15 protein-coding genes are annotated in these 15341 nt (G+C 67.4%); 4 read left to right on the forward strand and 11 right to left on the reverse strand.

Features of this window, described 5'->3' with window-relative positions; genetic code table 11:
• Positions 1 to 36 precede the first annotated feature (36 nt).
• The 6 genes from secG to G6N55_RS05635 form a co-directional block, all read right to left on the reverse strand.
• Positions 37 to 270 carry a preprotein translocase subunit SecG gene (secG, locus tag G6N55_RS05610; RefSeq protein WP_085221793.1) on the reverse strand — a complete coding sequence of 78 codons (234 nt, stop codon included), beginning with the start codon at positions 268 to 270 and terminating at the stop codon, positions 37 to 39.
• 54 nt (positions 271 to 324) lie between these two features.
• Positions 325 to 1110, reverse strand: coding sequence for a triose-phosphate isomerase (gene tpiA / locus G6N55_RS05615; protein ID WP_085221792.1), 786 nt, complete (start codon positions 1108 to 1110; stop codon positions 325 to 327).
• Complete coding sequence (locus G6N55_RS05620; protein WP_085221791.1) at positions 1107 to 2345, reverse strand: phosphoglycerate kinase; 1239 nt, start codon at positions 2343 to 2345, stop codon at positions 1107 to 1109. The genes tpiA and G6N55_RS05620 overlap by 4 nt, the downstream gene beginning before the upstream one ends.
• Before the next feature lie 2 nt (positions 2346 to 2347).
• Positions 2348 to 3367, reverse strand: a complete 1020-nt coding sequence (gene gap / locus G6N55_RS05625; protein WP_085221790.1) for a type I glyceraldehyde-3-phosphate dehydrogenase — start codon at positions 3365 to 3367, stop codon at positions 2348 to 2350.
• A 170-nt stretch (positions 3368 to 3537) separates the two neighbouring features.
• Positions 3538 to 4119: a hypothetical protein gene (locus G6N55_RS05630; protein WP_232078930.1), complete on the reverse strand. Its 582-nt coding sequence runs from the start codon at positions 4117 to 4119 to the stop codon at positions 3538 to 3540.
• Positions 4120 to 4184: 65 nt separating this feature from the next.
• Positions 4185 to 4412: a helix-turn-helix domain-containing protein gene (locus G6N55_RS05635; protein ID WP_139826802.1), complete on the reverse strand. Its 228-nt coding sequence runs from the start codon at positions 4410 to 4412 to the stop codon at positions 4185 to 4187.
• Positions 4413 to 4759: 347 nt separating this feature from the next.
• Between G6N55_RS05635 and G6N55_RS05640 the strand changes: the two genes are divergently transcribed.
• From G6N55_RS05640 to G6N55_RS05650, 3 genes are read left to right on the forward strand one after another with little or no spacing between them, the layout of a single operon-like run.
• Entirely contained in the window at positions 4760 to 5500 is a 741-nt protein-coding gene (locus G6N55_RS05640) for a lysophospholipid acyltransferase family protein (RefSeq protein ID WP_085221869.1), read from the forward strand.
• 3 nt (positions 5501 to 5503) lie between these two features.
• Positions 5504 to 7132: an acyl-CoA ligase FadD12 gene (fadD12, locus tag G6N55_RS05645; RefSeq protein ID WP_085221787.1), complete on the forward strand. Its 1629-nt coding sequence runs from the start codon at positions 5504 to 5506 to the stop codon at positions 7130 to 7132.
• Positions 7132 to 8388: an alpha/beta hydrolase gene (locus tag G6N55_RS05650; RefSeq protein ID WP_085221786.1), complete on the forward strand. Its 1257-nt coding sequence runs from the start codon at positions 7132 to 7134 to the stop codon at positions 8386 to 8388. Before fadD12 ends, G6N55_RS05650 begins: the two co-directional genes overlap by 1 nt.
• On the opposite strand, the gene G6N55_RS05655 is transcribed toward G6N55_RS05650, so the two are convergent.
• The 5 genes from G6N55_RS05655 to uvrC all read right to left on the reverse strand — a co-directional run bounded on the left by G6N55_RS05655 (position 8385) and on the right by uvrC (position 14820).
• The gene (locus tag G6N55_RS05655) at positions 8385 to 9773 is read right to left on the reverse strand and encodes a WS/DGAT/MGAT family O-acyltransferase (RefSeq protein ID WP_085221785.1); all 1389 of its coding nucleotides are present in this window, start codon (positions 9771 to 9773) and stop codon (positions 8385 to 8387) included. The genes G6N55_RS05650 and G6N55_RS05655 overlap by 4 nt on opposite strands.
• Before the next feature lie 118 nt (positions 9774 to 9891).
• On the reverse strand, positions 9892 to 10869 hold the full coding sequence (gene whiA / locus G6N55_RS05660; RefSeq protein ID WP_085221868.1) for a DNA-binding protein WhiA: 978 nt from the start codon (positions 10867 to 10869) through the stop codon (positions 9892 to 9894).
• Complete coding sequence (locus tag G6N55_RS05665) at positions 10866 to 11942, reverse strand: YvcK family protein (protein WP_085221784.1); 1077 nt, start codon at positions 11940 to 11942, stop codon at positions 10866 to 10868. Before G6N55_RS05665 ends, whiA begins: the two co-directional genes overlap by 4 nt.
• Positions 11939 to 12871: an RNase adapter RapZ gene (gene rapZ, locus G6N55_RS05670; protein ID WP_085221783.1), complete on the reverse strand. Its 933-nt coding sequence runs from the start codon at positions 12869 to 12871 to the stop codon at positions 11939 to 11941. Before rapZ ends, G6N55_RS05665 begins: the two co-directional genes overlap by 4 nt.
• The gene (uvrC, locus tag G6N55_RS05675; protein ID WP_085221782.1) at positions 12868 to 14820 is read right to left on the reverse strand and encodes an excinuclease ABC subunit UvrC; all 1953 of its coding nucleotides are present in this window, start codon (positions 14818 to 14820) and stop codon (positions 12868 to 12870) included. Before uvrC ends, rapZ begins: the two co-directional genes overlap by 4 nt.
• A gap of 175 nt (positions 14821 to 14995) precedes the next feature.
• On the opposite strand from uvrC, the gene G6N55_RS05680 reads away from it, so the two are divergent.
• Positions 14996 to 15334, forward strand: a complete 339-nt coding sequence (locus tag G6N55_RS05680) for a hemophore-related protein (protein ID WP_085221781.1) — start codon at positions 14996 to 14998, stop codon at positions 15332 to 15334.
• The last annotated feature ends 7 nt before the right edge of the window (positions 15335 to 15341 follow it).

Genomic DNA, 15341 nt, shown 5'->3' on the forward strand with positions numbered 1-15341 from the left:
CCGAGCGGCCGACGGGTGAGTGCTACTTGAGCAACGTCACTTGTATTTGATCTGCAGCGCCATGCCGATGATGCACACCAGCCAGATGCCGACCACGAACACCGTCAGCCGGTCCAGGTTCTTTTCCACCACCGTGGACCCGGACAGGCTGGACTGCACACCACCACCGAACAGCGTGGACAGGCCGCCTCCCTTGGCGCGGTGCAGCAGCACCAGCAGCACCACCAGGATGCTGGTGACCACCAGGGTGATCTGTAGGCCCAAAACCATGTGCGACAGCTTACCGGCTATCGCTCGAGCGGCCGTAACCGGCGCTCGCAGCGCTCAGGGCAGCGGACCACCGGCGGCGATGGCCGCCAGGGTGGCGAATTGCTCCCCGTCCAGCGACGCTCCCCCGACCAGCCCGCCGTCGACGTCGTTCTGCGCGACGATCTCGCCGACATTCTTCGCGTTCACCGAGCCCCCGTAGAGCACCCGCACGGTGTCCGCGATCTTGGGTGACGCCAGCTCGGCCAGCTGCCGGCGGATCGCCCCGCAGACCTCCTGGGCATCCCCGGAGCTGGCCACCCGCCCGGTGCCGATCGCCCAGACCGGCTCGTAGGCGATGACCACCTGGCCGATCTGGTCGGCCGAGAGCCCGGCCAGTGACTCGCGCACCTGCTTCTCGCAGTGGCTGACATGCTCGCCGGCCTCGCGGATATCGAGGTGTTCGCCGACGCACACGATCGGCGTCAGGCCGTTCTTGAGCGCGGCGGCGGCCTTCGCGGCCACCAGCGCGTCGTCCTCGTTGTGGTAGGTGCGCCGTTCCGAGTGGCCGACGACGACGTAGCTGCAGCCCAGCTTGGCCAGGAAGGTGCCGCTGATGTCGCCGGTGTAGGCGCCGGACTCGTGCGGGGACAGGTCCTGGGCGCCGTAGGTCAACCGCAGCTTGTCGCCGTCGACCAGGGTCTGCACGCTGCGCAGGTTGGTGAACGGCGGCAGCACCGTGACGTCGACCTTGTCGAAGTACTTGTCCGGCAACGCGAATGCGATCTTCTGCACCAGCGCGATGGCCTCGAAGTGATTGAGGTTCATCTTCCAGTTGCCGGCGATCAGTGGCTTACGGCTCACGAGTCCCCTCCGCTCGGCTGGGCACTACCCAACACTTCGATGCCGGGCAGCTGCTTGCCCTCCAGATATTCCAGCGATGCGCCACCGCCGGTTGAGATGTGCGAGAAGTCACCCTCGGGGATCCCGAGCGCACGCACGGCGGCCGCGGAATCACCACCGCCCACCACGCTGAAGGCGCCCTTCGCGGTCGCCGCGACGATCGCCTCGGCGACACCGCGCGTGCCGGCCGCATAGGCCGGGAACTCGAAGACGCCCATCGGGCCGTTCCAGAACACCGTCGCGGCGTTGGACAGCAACGCGGCGAACCGCTTGACCGAACCCGGGCCGATGTCCAGACCCATCAGGTCGTCCGGAATCGCGTTGGCGGCCACGAACTGTGGTGGCGAGTCGGCGCCGAACTTCTCGGTCACCACGATGTCGCCGGGCAGTCGCAACACGTCGACGTAGGTGTCCAGCAGGTTGCGGCAGGTCTGGACCATGTCCCCTTCGAGCAGCGACTTACCGACTGAATAACCCTGTGCGGCAAGGAAAGTGAAGCACATTCCGCCACCGATCACGATGCTGTCGGCCTTGGTCGCCAGCGACTCGATGACGCCGAGCTTGTCGGACACCTTCGACCCGCCGAGCACCACCGCGTAGGGACGCTTGGTCGAGCTGCACAGCCGCTCGAGCACCTCGATCTCGTCGGCCACCAGCGTGCCGGCGTAGTGCGGCAGCAGCGTGGCGATGTCGTACACCGAGGCCTGCTTGCGGTGCACCACACCGAAGCCGTCGGAGACGAAAGCGCCTCCCGGCCAAACCAATTCGGCCAGTTTCTTGGCCAGCGCCAACCGCTCGCCGTCGTCCTTGCTGGTCTCTCGCGGGTCGAAGCGGATGTTCTCCAGCAACAGGATGTCGCCGTCGGTCAGACCCTCGGCGCGGGCCAGCGCGTCGGTCCCGACGACATCACCGGCCAGCTGCACGTGCCGGCCCAATTGCTCACCCAGCGCCGCGGCGACCGGCGCCAGCGACAGCTTCGGGTCGGGGCCGTCCTTGGGGCGACCCAGGTGCGCGGTCACCACCACCTTGGCGCCGCCATCCAGCAACGCCTTCAGCGTCGGGACCGACGCCGTGATCCGGCCCTGGTCGGTGATCTCGCCGGCGTCGTTGAGCGGGACGTTGAGATCGGAGCGCACCAGCACGGCGCGACCCGAAACACCCTCGGACAGCAGATCTTCGAGGTTTGGGACGCCCACGGTTAGAGCGACTTGCCGACCAGCGAGACCAGGTCAACGAGCCGGTTGGAGTAGCCCCACTCGTTGTCGTACCACGAGACCACCTTGGCCTGGTTGTCGATCACCTTGGTCAGGCCGGAGTCGAAGATCGAGCTGTGCGGGTCGGTGACGATGTCACTCGACACGATCGGCGCGTCGTAGTACTTCAGGATGCCCTTCATCGGCCCCTCGGCCGCGGCCTTCATCGCGGCGTTGATCTCGTCGGCGGTGGCCGACTTCTTCAGCTCCGCGGTCAGGTCGGTGACCGAGCCGGTGGGGATCGGCACCCGCAGCGCGTACCCGTCGAGCTTGCCCTTCAGCTCGGGCAGCACCAGGCCGATGGCCTTGGCCGCGCCGGTGGAGGTCGGCACGATGTTCAGGCCGGCGGCGCGGGCGCGGCGCAGGTCCTTGTGCGGCCCGTCCTGCAGGTTCTGGTCCTGGGTGTAGGCGTGGATGGTGGTCATCAGGCCCTTGACGATGCCGAACTCGTCGTTGATGACCTTGGCCAGCGGACCGAGGCAGTTCGTGGTGCACGACGCGTTGGAGATGATGTTCTGGCTGCCGTCGTATTTGTCGTCGTTGACGCCCAGCACGATGGTGATGTCCTCGTCGCTGGCGGGCGCGGAGATGATCACCTTCTTGGCGCCGGCGTCCAGGTGGCCCTGCGCCTTGGCGCGGGCGGTGAAGATGCCCGTGGATTCGACGACGACGTCGACGCCCAAATCACCCCACGGCAGCGCGGCCGGGCCCTCGCGAACCGCCAGCGCCTTGATCTTCGCCGGGCCCACCACGATGGTGTCCTCGCCTTCGAGGCTGACGTCGTGCGCCAACCGGCCCAGGATGGAGTCGAATTTCAGCAGGTGCGCCAGGGTGCTGTTGTCGGTGATGTCGTTGACCGCCACCACTTCGATGTCAGCGCCGCCCTGCTCCTGCTGGGCCAACAACGCACGGTAGAAATTGCGTCCGATTCGACCGAAGCCGTTGATGCCTACTCGGACTGTCACTTGTGTCTCCCTCGTCTTCAAGTCTGGTGTCGAACCCCTGGCCGTCAGCCTAGATCAGTAGTCGCAACGGTTGCTGGGCCGGTAACAGTCCCGAAACCTCGAGAGCCAAACGCCGAGCTAGATGACACCTGCCGAGTCAGGCGGTGCGATTGCGGTAGGTCGTTGCGGCCCTAGTGGACCACGAGCCGCGGCGCCGGCGCGGCGTCAGATGTGGGCTGAGCCACAAATCGGCGCTGCAGATTTTCGATCAGGCCGTCCAGTGCCGTGCTCTCCTGCTCCTCGGCGCGTGCGGCGCGCCGGAAAACGCACGCGCTTTCGGCGTCGCCGCGGGCTTCGGCGACGGCAATCGCGTTGTAGTAGCTGTCGATCCGTTGGTCGATCAAACGGCGGTTCTGAGTGAGCAGACGCAGAAAGTAGTCGGCCTGGCGCTGATCCGCCGTGTCGGACACAACGGTGGCGCGGTCGAGAGCACCGGCAGGACGGCTCGCGGTCACCGCCGAGCCCGATTGATGGACATGTGCCGAGCCGGGACGGACTGCGGCGCCGCGAGGCTGACGTCCGCGGCGGTCACGGGCACCACTCGAAATGTGGGCTGTGACCGAGCGCGCATCACGCTCGTCAGACAAACCAGCGAAGTCCATCTTTTCTTCTCTCAACTGGCAGTTCAGTGTTTTGCGCGGTAACCATAACCCCCCGAATCCGGCCAGCGCCATACGCTTCGGCGACGAAGCGTAGGTCGCTTTTGCTAGCACGCGACAAATGGCAGGTCAGCCGCTCGGAGGCGGTGACTACTTCGGGGTCTGAGAGGCGGTGGCTACTAAGCACATTCTTGGGCCATGTGCAGCAGCGTCGGAGCCATCCACCGACAGGCCTCCAGCGCGATCTGTACTCGGAACATCGCGTCGGGGTCGCCGAAAGCCTGCCCGCACAGGTGCATGGCCCGCGCGACGGCCTCCTGAATGATGTTGGGAGGCAACTGTATTGCGTAGGCCGTCGCCACATGATTGCGACTTCGGGACAGATACTCACACAACGTCTCGCGCAACCACCCGGTGCGTTCTCGGCCCTGATCTCCTCGAAGACCGCGGCGATGAAGTCATCGCGGATGCGGTCCATCTCGCGGGCGATCACCGACATGGGATCCGCAACGACCTCGACCGTGCCGGCCACCTTCCCTCCCGTTGTCCCCGCCCATCACAGTGCGCGCGATCGCGAGAAGGCAAGAGAGTTTGCCTGTTAGCCCTCCACTAGAAAGCCCTAGCTACCATCTAGGGACTCAACGCGCGAACTCTCGAGCGACGCCAAAGGGGGCATTCGGTGAGCGAAGCGAGCGATACCGGCAGTGACGATCCCGAGCTCGGCAAATTCGACCCCGGTCTGACCCAGCGCCTGATGGGGGTGCTGCGCCCGGTATTGAAGAGGTACTTCCGCTCCGAGGTGCACGGACTGGAGACCTTCCCGCCCGGCGGCGCACTGGTGGTCGGCAACCACTCCGGCGGCATGTTACCGATGGACGTCCCGATCTTCACCGTCGACTTCTACGAGAAGTTCGGCTACGACCGCCCGGTCTACACGCTGAGCCACGACATCTTGTTCATGGGCGTCACCGGCGGGCTGTTCCGGCGGCTCGGCTATATCCGGGCCAACCGCGAGAACGCGGCCAGCGCCCTGCGATCCGGTGGCGTGGTGGTGGTGTTTCCCGGCGGTGATTACGACGCGTACCGACCGACGATGTCGGAGAACGTCATCGACTTCAACGGCCGCAAGGGCTATGTCCGCACCGCGATCGAAGCCGGCGTGCCGATCGTTCCCGCGGTGTCCATCGGCGGCCAGCAGACGCAGCTCTATCTGACCCGCGGCACCTGGCTGGCCGAGCGGCTGGGCATCAAGCGCCTGCTGCGCAGCTCGATCCTGCCGGTGTCGTTCGGCTTCCCGTTCGGGTTGAGCGCGGTCGTCCCACCGAATGTGCCGCTACCTACCAAGATCGTCACGCAGGTGCTCGAACCCATCGACATCGCCGCGCAGTTCGGCGAGGACCCCGACATCGACGAGGTCGACGAGCACGTGCGCTCGGTGATGCAAGAAGCCCTCAAAGACCTCGCCGCCAAGCGTCGCTTCCCGATTCTGGGCTGAGCCATGGCCTCTCCCCTGGACCAGGCTCGCGGCGTCTTGGGCGTAGTGGCCACGCTGCGACGCGCCGGAATGATCGCGCCGATGCGGCCCGACCGCTACCTGAAGATGGCCGCGGCGATGCGCCGCGAGGGCATGGGCATGACGGTCGGTTTCGCCGGCGCCGCGCAGCGCTGCCCGGACCGCCCCGCCGTGATCGACGAACTCGGCACGCTGACCTGGCGGCAGCTCGACGAGCGGATCAACGCGCTGGCGGCCGCGCTGCAAGCCCTGCCGGGCGGCCGGCCACGGGTCATCGGAATCATGTGCCGCAACCACCGCGGCTTCATCGAGGCGTTGGTGGCCGCCAACCGGATCGGTTCCGACGTTGTGCTGTTGAACACGTCGTTCGCCGGGCCGGCGATGGCCGAGGTGGTCAACCGCGAAGGCGTCGACGCCGCCATCTACGACGAGGAGTTCACCGACACGGTGGACCGGGCGCTGGCCGACAAGCCGGCCGCCACCCGCATCGTGGCGTGGACCGACGGACCGCACGAGCTCACGGTAGGGAAGCTCATCGCCGGCCACCTCGGCGAGCGGCCGGAGCGCACCGGCCGCAAGGGCAAGATGATCCTGCTGACCTCCGGGACCACCGGAAGTCCCAAGGGCGCCAAGCAGTCTGGCGGCGGTGCCGGGATCGGCACGCTCAAGGCGATCCTGGACCGCACGCCGTGGCGCGCCGAGGAGACGATCGTGATAGTGGCGCCGATGTTCCACGCGTGGGGTTTCTCACAGTTGATCTTCGCGGCGTCGATGGCGTGCACGATCGTCACCCGGCGCAAGTTCGACCCGGAGGCCACCCTGGAGCTCGTCGACCGCCACCGGGCGACCGGCCTGGCCGTGGTCCCGGTGATGTTCGACCGCATCATGGAACTGCCCGACGACGTCCGCAACCGCTACACCGGCCGGTCGCTTCGCTTCGCCGCGGCGTCGGGTTCGCGGATGCGACCCGACGTGGTCATCTCGTTCATGGATCAGTTCGGCGACGTGATCTACAACAACTACAACGCGACCGAGGCGGGCATGATCGCGACGGCCACCCCGGCGGATCTGCGCGCCGCGCCCGACACCGCGGGCAAGCCGGCCGGCGGGACCGAGATCCGGATCCTGGACCCGGAATTCAACGAGGTGCCCACCGGCGAGGTCGGCACCATCTACGTGCGCAACGACACCCAATTCGACGGCTACACCTCCGGCAAGACGAAGGATTTCCACGCCGGGTTCATGTCGTCGGGTGACGTCGGCTATGTCGACGAGGCCGGACGGCTGTTCGTCGTCGGCCGCGACGACGAGATGATCGTGTCCGGCGGCGAGAACATCTACCCGATCGAGGTGGAGAAAACGCTTGCCGCACACCCGGAAGTGGCCGAAGCCGTGGTGATCGGCGTGGACGACGAACAGTACGGCCAGCGGCTGGCTGCGTTCGTGGTGCTCGGGCCCGGCTCGGCGGCCACGCCCGAGACGCTCAAACAACACGTTCGCGATAACCTCGCCAATTATAAAGTGCCACGTGAGATTTCGGTTCTCGACGAGCTGCCCCGCGGCAGCACCGGCAAGATCCTGCGCGCCGAACTGCAAGCACGGGTGAACGGCTGATGCGCCGGCTCAAGCCCCGGCCGCTGGCCCGCGCGGCGCTGGAATTGGCCAACGCCGCCAACGGATTACGACCGCTGGCCCGCAAGGGCTATACCACCGTGCTGGTGTTCTGGTTCGGCTGGCCGACGTCGGAAGTGCCCGGCCTGTATTTCGCCGGCTCGTTGCTGGACGTAGTGCGGCGCGGCCGCCGCGGTGACTTCGCCGGGCGGCGGGGCAAGGCGGCGCTGGCCCTGACGGCGGCCTCCTGGGCGATCCTCGCGGTGATTCGCCATCGCAACGTCACCACTCCCGGCCCGGTGCTGGAGGCGGGGCTACGCGAACAGCTGGGACCCGATTACGCCGAGGCGGTGGCCGCGCTGCCGCAGAACAAGCCGGAGCGCAGAGGGCGGCTCAGCCTGCCGCTGGGCATCACGGTGGCGCGGCGGCACTATGTCGAGAAGACCAACGTCGTGTCCTACGGTCCGCATCGCGCCAACCGCGCCGACATCTGGCGCCGCCGCGACCTGCCCCGCGACGCCAAGGCGCCGGTGCTGGTGCAGATCCCCGGCGGCGCCTGGGTGATCGGGATGCGCCGCCCACAGGCCTATCCGCTGATGAGCCATCTGGCGGCGCGGGGCTGGGTGTGCGTGTCGGTCGGCTATCGGGTTTCCCCGAAGCACACCTGGCCCGACCACATCGTCGACGTCAAGAAGGCGCTGGCGTGGGTGAAGGAGAACATCGCGGCCTACGGTGGCGACCCGAATTTCGTTGCGATCACCGGCGGCTCGGCGGGCGGGCACCTGTCGGCGCTGGCCGCGCTGACACCCAATGACCCCGAATTCCAGCCGGGTTTCGAAGACGCCGACACGTCGGTGACCGCCGCGGTGCCGGTGTACGGGCGCTACGACTGGTTCTCGACCGCGGGCGAAGGCCGTCGCGAGTTCGTCGAGCTGCTCGAAAAGTTCGTCGTAAAGCGCAAACTCGAGACGCACCGCGAGGTCTACCTCGACGCGTCACCGATCCGGCAGCTGCGCGCCGATGCGCCGCCGTTCTTCATACTGCACGGCCACGACGACTCACTGATTCCCGTCGGTGAGGCGCGCGAGTTCGTCGAGGAGTTGCGAGCGGTATCGAAGTCCCCCGTCGCCTACGCCGAATTGCCTTACGCACAGCACGCTTTCGACATCTTCGGATCCCCGCGGGCCCACAAATCGGCCGAGGCCGTCGCGCGCTTTTTGTCCTGGGTGTACGCGACGACCTACCTGAACCGCGACTAGCCCGCCGGCGCGGCCTTCTCCAGCTCGGTCAGCGCCGGTTCGATCGCGTCGGCCATTTCGTCGATGTCACTGGCGACCTCGGGTGTCGTCACGAATCCGAAGTCCAGCGAGTCCTGATAGGAGAAGCAGGTGATGTTCAGCGCGACGTCCATCACCGGCGGTCCCAGGGGCGCCAGCATGTCCAGCTTCGCGCCCGCCATGTACAGCGGCATCGGCGGTCCCGGCACGTTCGACACCACCAAGTTGATCGGCGCCAGGTTCCTCGACAGCCCGCTGGCCGTGTAGGCCCGCGCGGCCAACTGCAGCAGCCCGGGCGGCGTGGTCTCGGTGAGCCCCATGATCTGATGCGCGGACAATGCCTGGGCCATCACCTTGGCGCTCGTGGTGCTTTCGTGGATGGCGCGCAGCCGCTCCGCCGGGTCGTCGATGTCGGTGGCCAGCGACGCCGTCATCGAGCTGATCTTGTTGCCGACGTCGTCCTTGGTCTCGTCGGTGCGGGTGGACACCGGGATCTGCGCGATCAGCGGCTTGGCCGGAAGCTCGTCGCGCTTCAGTAGGTATTCGCGGGCGGCGCCGGCCACCAGTGCCAGCACGACGTCGTTGAGCTTGACGCCGTAGGCGTCCTTGACGGCCTTGGCCCGGGCCAGCTCGACGCGAGCGCCGCTGATCCGCCGGTGCGGAGAAACCGCGGCGTTGAACCGTGTCTTGGGCGCTTCGAAGTAGCGCGGCGGGCGACTGGTCAGACCCAGCGCGGCGATCTGCTGGCGCACCGTCTGCTCCACCAACCGGGCAATCCGGAACGGCGTCTTGACGCCGACGTTGATCAGTGCGCCCACCGCGCGCCGCTCGATCCCCGGAATCTCGAGTCCCACCAGCGACCCCACCGTCTCCTGTTGCGGCGGACGGGGTTCCGGCGTGATGTCCAACAGGATTTCACCCAGCCCGGCGCCCGACACCCCGTCGACGATCGCGTGATGCATCTTGGTCAGGGTGGCTGTCCGGCCGCCCTCGACGCCCTCGATCACCCACAACTCCCACAGCGGCCGGGAACGGTCCAGCTTGTAGGACATCAACCTGCCGACCAGCTCTTCGAGCTCGCGCCGGCCACCGGGCCCGGGGACGCCGATGCGGCGCAGGTGGTAGTCGATGTCGAGGTCCTCGTCTTCGACGAACCAGGGCCGGTCCAGGCCGAGCGGCGCCCCGGTGACGCGCCACCGCAACTGCGGCAGTTCCGGCAATCGCTCGATCAGAATTTCCCGCAGTCGGGCAAAGCTGTAGTCGGGCGCATCGCTGGGATCGCAGATCGCCAGCGCGCCCACATGCATGTGCCAGCCCGAAGTCTCCGCCGACCAAAACGCCGCATCAACACTGGAAAGCCGCTTCATGCGATGACCGTAGTCCTCGCCAGCAAACCAAGTCGAGCAATCGCCAACAAACCCACCACGCGCCCCCGTTTCCCCCTCGCCGTCCCCCGCAAGCGGGAGGTGCCCCCAGTCGCAGCAGTTAAGCATCCTCCAACAGGTCCGGCGTCACCGCCGACTCGGTGTCAGGGATGCCTTCGACCTTCGCCTTGCGGTCGGCCATCGACAGCAAACGCCGAATACGTCCCGCCACAGCATCTTTCGTCATCGGAGGGTCGGCAAGTCGGCCCAGCTCCTCCAGCGAAGCCTGCCGGTGCTCGACGCGCAGCTTGCCGGCCGAGGCCAGATGGTCGGGGACGGTGTCGCCGAGGATCTCCAGCGCCCGCTCCACCCGGGCCGCCGCGGCCACCGCGGCCCGTGCCGAGCGGCGCAGGTTGGCGTCGTCGAAATTGGCCAGCCGGTTGGCCGTCGCCCGCACCTCGCGGCGCATCCGGCGTTCCTCCCAGACCAGCCGGGTGTCCTGGGCGCCCATCCGGGTCAGCAACGCGCCGATCGCTTCGCCGTCGCGCACCACCACGCGATCGGCACCGCGCACCTCGCGGGCCTTGGCGCTGACCCCGAGCCGTCGCGCCGCGCCCACCAGTGCCAGCGCCGCCTCGGGGCCGGGGCAGCTGACCTCCAGCGCCGACGAACGCCCGGGCTCGGTCAGCGACCCGTGCGCCAGAAAGGCACCCCGCCACGCGGCTTCGGCGTCCCCGACGCTGCCGCCGACCACCTGGGCCGGCAGACCGCGCACCGGGCGCCCCCGCATGTCGAGCAGCCCGGTCTGGCGGGCCAGCGCCTCGCCGTCGTTGGCCACCCGCAGCACGTAGCGGGTGCTCTTGCGAATCCCGCTGGCCGACAACACATGCACGACGGCGTTGTAGCCGTACAGGTCGAAGATGTCCTTGCGCAGCCGGCGCGCGATGTTGCCCAGGTCGACCTCCGCCTCGACGACCACGCGACCGCCCACGATGTGCAACCCGCCGGCGAAGCGCAGCAGCGAGGTGACCTCGGCTCGTCGCGCGCTGACCGATTTCACTACCAAGCGGCTCAGCTCGTCCTTGACTTCGGTCGTCATCGCCACGCGTCGTCACCCCTTGGTCCGCTGCCAGCCGGTCCGTTCACGCCCGTCGTTGAGCTTTCACCGTCAACCCGAATCTCTGCGGTGGCCTTCGCCGAAGGCGCTGCCGGACCCGTGCGGCCCGTTCGGACCCCGTCCAGGGCCGCCGCAAGCTTGCCCGGATCATGTAAAGGTGTACCAGGTCGGGACACGTCGGCGAAGTGGACCTCGGCCTTTAGCAGGGTCGCGGTGCGGCGCAGTTGCTCGCGCTCGCGCTCACTCGGCACCCGATCGGCGTCGATGATGATGTCGTTGACGGTGAACCCGGGTGCGTGCTGGGCCAATACGTGCAGATGTCGCTCCACCGAGAACCCGGCCGTCTCCCCCGGTTCGGCCACCAGGTTGAGCACCAGGGCGCGCCGCGCCGAGGTGGTCCGCAGCGCGGCGACCAGCTCCGGGACCAGCACGTGCGGGATCACGCTGGTGAACCAGGAGCCGGGCCCCAGCACCACCAGGTCGGCGGCCATGATCGCGTCGACGGCCTGCCGGGTCGCCGGCGGATCCGGCGGCAGCAGCCGGACCCGGCGCACCTTTCCCGGTGTGGTCGCGATGGCGACCTGGCCGCGAATCAGCCGGAACATCCGCGGGTCGGCCTCCAGACCGGACACGTCGGCCTCGATCTGCAGCGCGATCGGGCACATCGGCAGCACCCGGCCCTTGACGCCGAGGATGCGCCCCAGCTCGTCGAGGGCGGCGACCGGATCGGCCAGCACCTCGGACAGGCCGGCCAGCAGCAGGTTGCCGATCGGATGCCCGGCCAGGGCCCCGTTGCCGCCGAATCGATGCTGCAGGATGGTCGCCCACAGTCGCCCGTAAGGGCTGTCAGATGCCAACGCCGCCAACGCCATTCGCAGATCCCCTGGCGGGACCACGTCCAATTCGCTGCGCAGCCGGCCCGACGATCCACCGTCGTCGGCGACGGTCACCACGGCGGTGACGTAGGGCGTCAGCCGGCGCGCCGCCGACAGCGTCGCATACAAGCCGTGCCCACCGCCCAGCGCGACGATGCCCTCGCTCTGTGGTGGACTCATTCGCGGCCCAGATCCCGGTGCAGCACCCGCACCGACAGTTGTTCATCGGCCCGCAACAACTGCATCAATGCCTCCGCGATCGCGACGCTGCGGTGTTTACCGCCGGTGCAGCCGATCGCGACCGTCATGTAGCGCTTGCCCTCCCGGCGATAGCCGTCGACAACCAGAGATAGCAGTCGATGGTAAGCGTCGAGGAACTCCGCCGCCCCCGGTTGGCCCAACACATAGTCGCGCACGGCGGGGTGCTGGCCGGTGTGCGGCCGCAATTCGTCGACCCAGTGCGGGTTCGGCAGAAATCGCACATCCATCACCATGTCGGCGTCCATCGGCAGCCCGTACTTGAAGCCGAACGACTCGACCGTGACGCTCGTCGACAAACTCGCGGCACCGCCGAAGGAGCGCTCGATGCTTTCCCGCAGGCCCCGCACCGACAGCGTGGAGGTGTCGATGATCAGATCCGCGGTCGCGCGCACCGGTGCCAGCATCCGGCGCTCGGCCGCGATGCCCTCGGCCAGCGTCTGCTGGCCCTGCAGCGGGTGGCTGCGGCGGTTGTTTTCGTAGCGCCGCACCAGCATGTCGTCGGACGCTTCCATGAACACCACGCGCGGGTTGATGTTGCGGGTGGCCAGTTCGTTGCGGACCTCGTCGAGGTCGCCGGTGAATCCGCGCGACCGCACGTCCATCACGACGGCGAGCTGGGTGATCCGCGATCCGGCCGCCAGCCCGAAATCGACCATCCGGGTGATCAGCTGGGGTGGCAGGTTGTCGGCGACATACCAGCCGAGGTCCTCGAGCACCTTGGCCGCGGTACCCCGCCCCGCCCCGGACAGTCCGGTGACCAGAACGACGTCGATCCCGGCGGCGTCACCCGGGTGGCCGTCGCCCCGCTCCGCCTGCGCGGACCACTGCTCGCTGTCGTGACTCGTCATGCCGAGGCTCCGGGTGGTTCCGGTGGCTCGGGTCGTAGCGCCTCGAGAACGGCCGTGGCCGTTGCCACGCCGATACCCGGAACGGCGGTGATCTGGTCGACGGTGGCCTCCTTGAGGCGGGCTATCGATCCGAAGTGAGTGACCAGCGCCTTGCGGCGATGTTCTCCCAATCCTGGCACCGAATCCAGCGCTGAGGCGGTCATTCGCTTGGATCGCTTGCTGCGATGGTAAGTGATCGCGAACCGGTGCGCCTCGTCACGCACCCGCTGCAGCAAATAAAGTCCCTCGCTGTTGCGGGGCATGATGATCGGATCCGGCTCCGACGGCACCCACACCTCTTCCAGCCGCTTGGCCAGCCCGATCACCGCGACATCGGTGATGCCGAGCTCCTCGAGAACGGCGCTGGCCGCATTGACTTGCGGCGCCCCGCCGTCGACGACATACAGATTGGGCGGATAGGCGAACCTGCGTGATTTGCCTTCCGGGGAAAGTATATTCGGGTCGCTCTGATCGCTGAGGTGGCGCAAGAAGCGGCGCCGAGTCACCTCGGCGATGGACGCGACGTCGTCGGAGCGGCCCTGCCCGGCGGCTTCCCGGATGCCGAAGTGCCGGTAGTCCGACTTGCGGGGCAGACCGTCCTCGAATACCACCAGCGAGCCCACGACATCGGTGCCCTGCACGTGGCTGATGTCGACACACTCGATCCTCAGCGGCGCATCGGCCAACCCCAGTGCATCCTGAATGTTCTGCAGCGCAGCCGATCTGGCGTTGAAGTCACCGGCCCGCTTCAGCTTGTGTTGCTGCAGAGCCTCTTTCGCGTTGCGCTGCACGGTTTCAGCCAGCGCACGCTTGTCGCCGCGGCGCGGCACCCGCAGCGCCACCCGCGATCCGCGCAGCCCGGACAGCCAGCTGGTCAACTCGTCGGCATTGGACGGCAGGCACGGCACCAGCACCTCACGCGGAACCGGGTTGGTCGATTCGTCGGCGGCGCCGCCCAACTCCGCCTGATCGCCGTAGAACTGCGTCAAGAACTGCTCGACCAACTGCTCCTCACCGGAATCGCCTGCCTCTGCGGACTTTTCGACGATCCAGCCGCGCTGGCCGCGAACCCGGCCACCGCGCACGTGAAAAACCTGCACCGCGGCCTCGAGGTCGTCGTCGGCGAACGCCACCACGTCGGCGTCGGTGCCGTCGCCGAGCACCACGGCCTGCTTCTCCATCGCCCGCTTGAGTGCACCGAGGTCGTCGCGCAGCCGGGCAGCCCGTTCGAAATCGAGGTGATCCGACGCGGCGTGCATCTGCTGTTCCAGCTCGCGGGCGAACCGGTCGGTGCGGCCGGACAGGAAGTCGCAAAAGTCGTCGACGGTTTGGCGATGTTGCTCGGCGCTGACCCTGCCGATGCACGGCGCCGAGCATTTGTCGATGTAGCCGAGCAGACACGGGCGGTCGATCTGCTTGTGCCGCTTGAACACTCCGCCGGAACAGGTTCGCGCGGGAAACACCCGGGTGAGCAGATCCAGGGTCTCCCGGATCGCCCACGCGTGCGAGTACGGGCCGAAGTAGCGCACCCCCTTGCGCCGTGGGCCGCGGTAGACCATCAGCCGGGGAAACTCCTCGTTGAGGGTGACGGCCAGCACCGGGTAAGACTTGTCGTCGCGGTAACGCACATTGAAACGTGGATCGAATTCCTTGATCCAGTTGTATTCCAGCTGCAGCGCCTCGACTTCGGTGTTGACCACCGTCCACTCGACCTTGGCCGCGGTGGTCACCATCTGCCGCGTGCGCGGGTGCAGATTCGCGACGTCGGCGAAATATGACGTGAGCCGGCTGCGCAGGCTCTTGGCCTTACCGACGTAGATCACCCGCCCGTGCGCGTCCCGGAATCGGTAGACGCCCGGCTCGACCGGAATGGATCCGGGAGCGGGTCGATACGTGGCGGGATCTGGCACGTATCCAGGCTAGTAGCCGCTAAACGGGCGGCGGCGGATCGGGATCGCGTGGCGGAAATCGACCGCTTTTCGCCCGCCGTAAACAAACCGGACGGTTTGGCGGGCCCCGGTTCGGGCTAAGCACCGGGTTAGCTGTGACGCTACAGTGGGTGGCAATAGCTGGAGGGAGCTACACATGAGCAAACGACCGTTGGCCGGGCTGGCCGTGGGGGTTGGGTGTCTGGCACTGTCGCTGACCGCGGGGTCCGGGATCGCATCCGCCATCCCCGACATCGGCCCGATGGTGAACACCACCTGCACGTATGACCAGGCGATGCGGGCCGTGCACGCGGAAAACCCGATGGCCGCGCAGTACCTCGACCAATCGCCGCCGAACCAGCAATTCCTGCAGCAGTTCATGGCTTCGACGCCGGACCAGCGGGTGAACCTGCTCAAGGCGATCCAGAACAACCCGGGAGCCGACCAGGCGTTCCCGATCTTCCGGCAGATGATGATCAGCTGCAAGAACTACTGAGCAAACT

It is taken from the genome of Mycobacterium florentinum, from assembly GCF_010730355.1.
GTDB classification, from domain to species: Bacteria; Actinomycetota; Actinomycetes; order Mycobacteriales; family Mycobacteriaceae; genus Mycobacterium; species Mycobacterium florentinum.

What these genes read in the sequence shown, in the direction of transcription:
- secG (WP_085221793.1), bottom strand. Translation starts at nt 270, where the DNA reads ATGGTTTTGGGCCTACAGATCACCCTGGTGGTCACCAGCATCCTGGTG.
- G6N55_RS05640 (WP_085221869.1), top strand. Translation starts at nt 4,760, where the DNA reads ATGGGGGTGCTGCGCCCGGTATTGAAGAGGTACTTCCGCTCCGAGGTG.
- fadD12 (WP_085221787.1), top strand. Translation starts at nt 5,504, where the DNA reads ATGGCCTCTCCCCTGGACCAGGCTCGCGGCGTCTTGGGCGTAGTGGCC.
- G6N55_RS05650 (WP_085221786.1), top strand. Translation starts at nt 7,132, where the DNA reads ATGCGCCGGCTCAAGCCCCGGCCGCTGGCCCGCGCGGCGCTGGAATTG.
- G6N55_RS05655 (WP_085221785.1), bottom strand. Translation starts at nt 9,773, where the DNA reads ATGAAGCGGCTTTCCAGTGTTGATGCGGCGTTTTGGTCGGCGGAGACT.
- whiA (WP_085221868.1), bottom strand. Translation starts at nt 10,869, where the DNA reads ATGACGACCGAAGTCAAGGACGAGCTGAGCCGCTTGGTAGTGAAATCG.
- G6N55_RS05665 (WP_085221784.1), bottom strand. Translation starts at nt 11,942, where the DNA reads ATGAGTCCACCACAGAGCGAGGGCATCGTCGCGCTGGGCGGTGGGCAC.
- rapZ (WP_085221783.1), bottom strand. Translation starts at nt 12,871, where the DNA reads ATGACGAGTCACGACAGCGAGCAGTGGTCCGCGCAGGCGGAGCGGGGC.
- G6N55_RS05680 (WP_085221781.1), top strand. Translation starts at nt 14,996, where the DNA reads ATGAGCAAACGACCGTTGGCCGGGCTGGCCGTGGGGGTTGGGTGTCTG.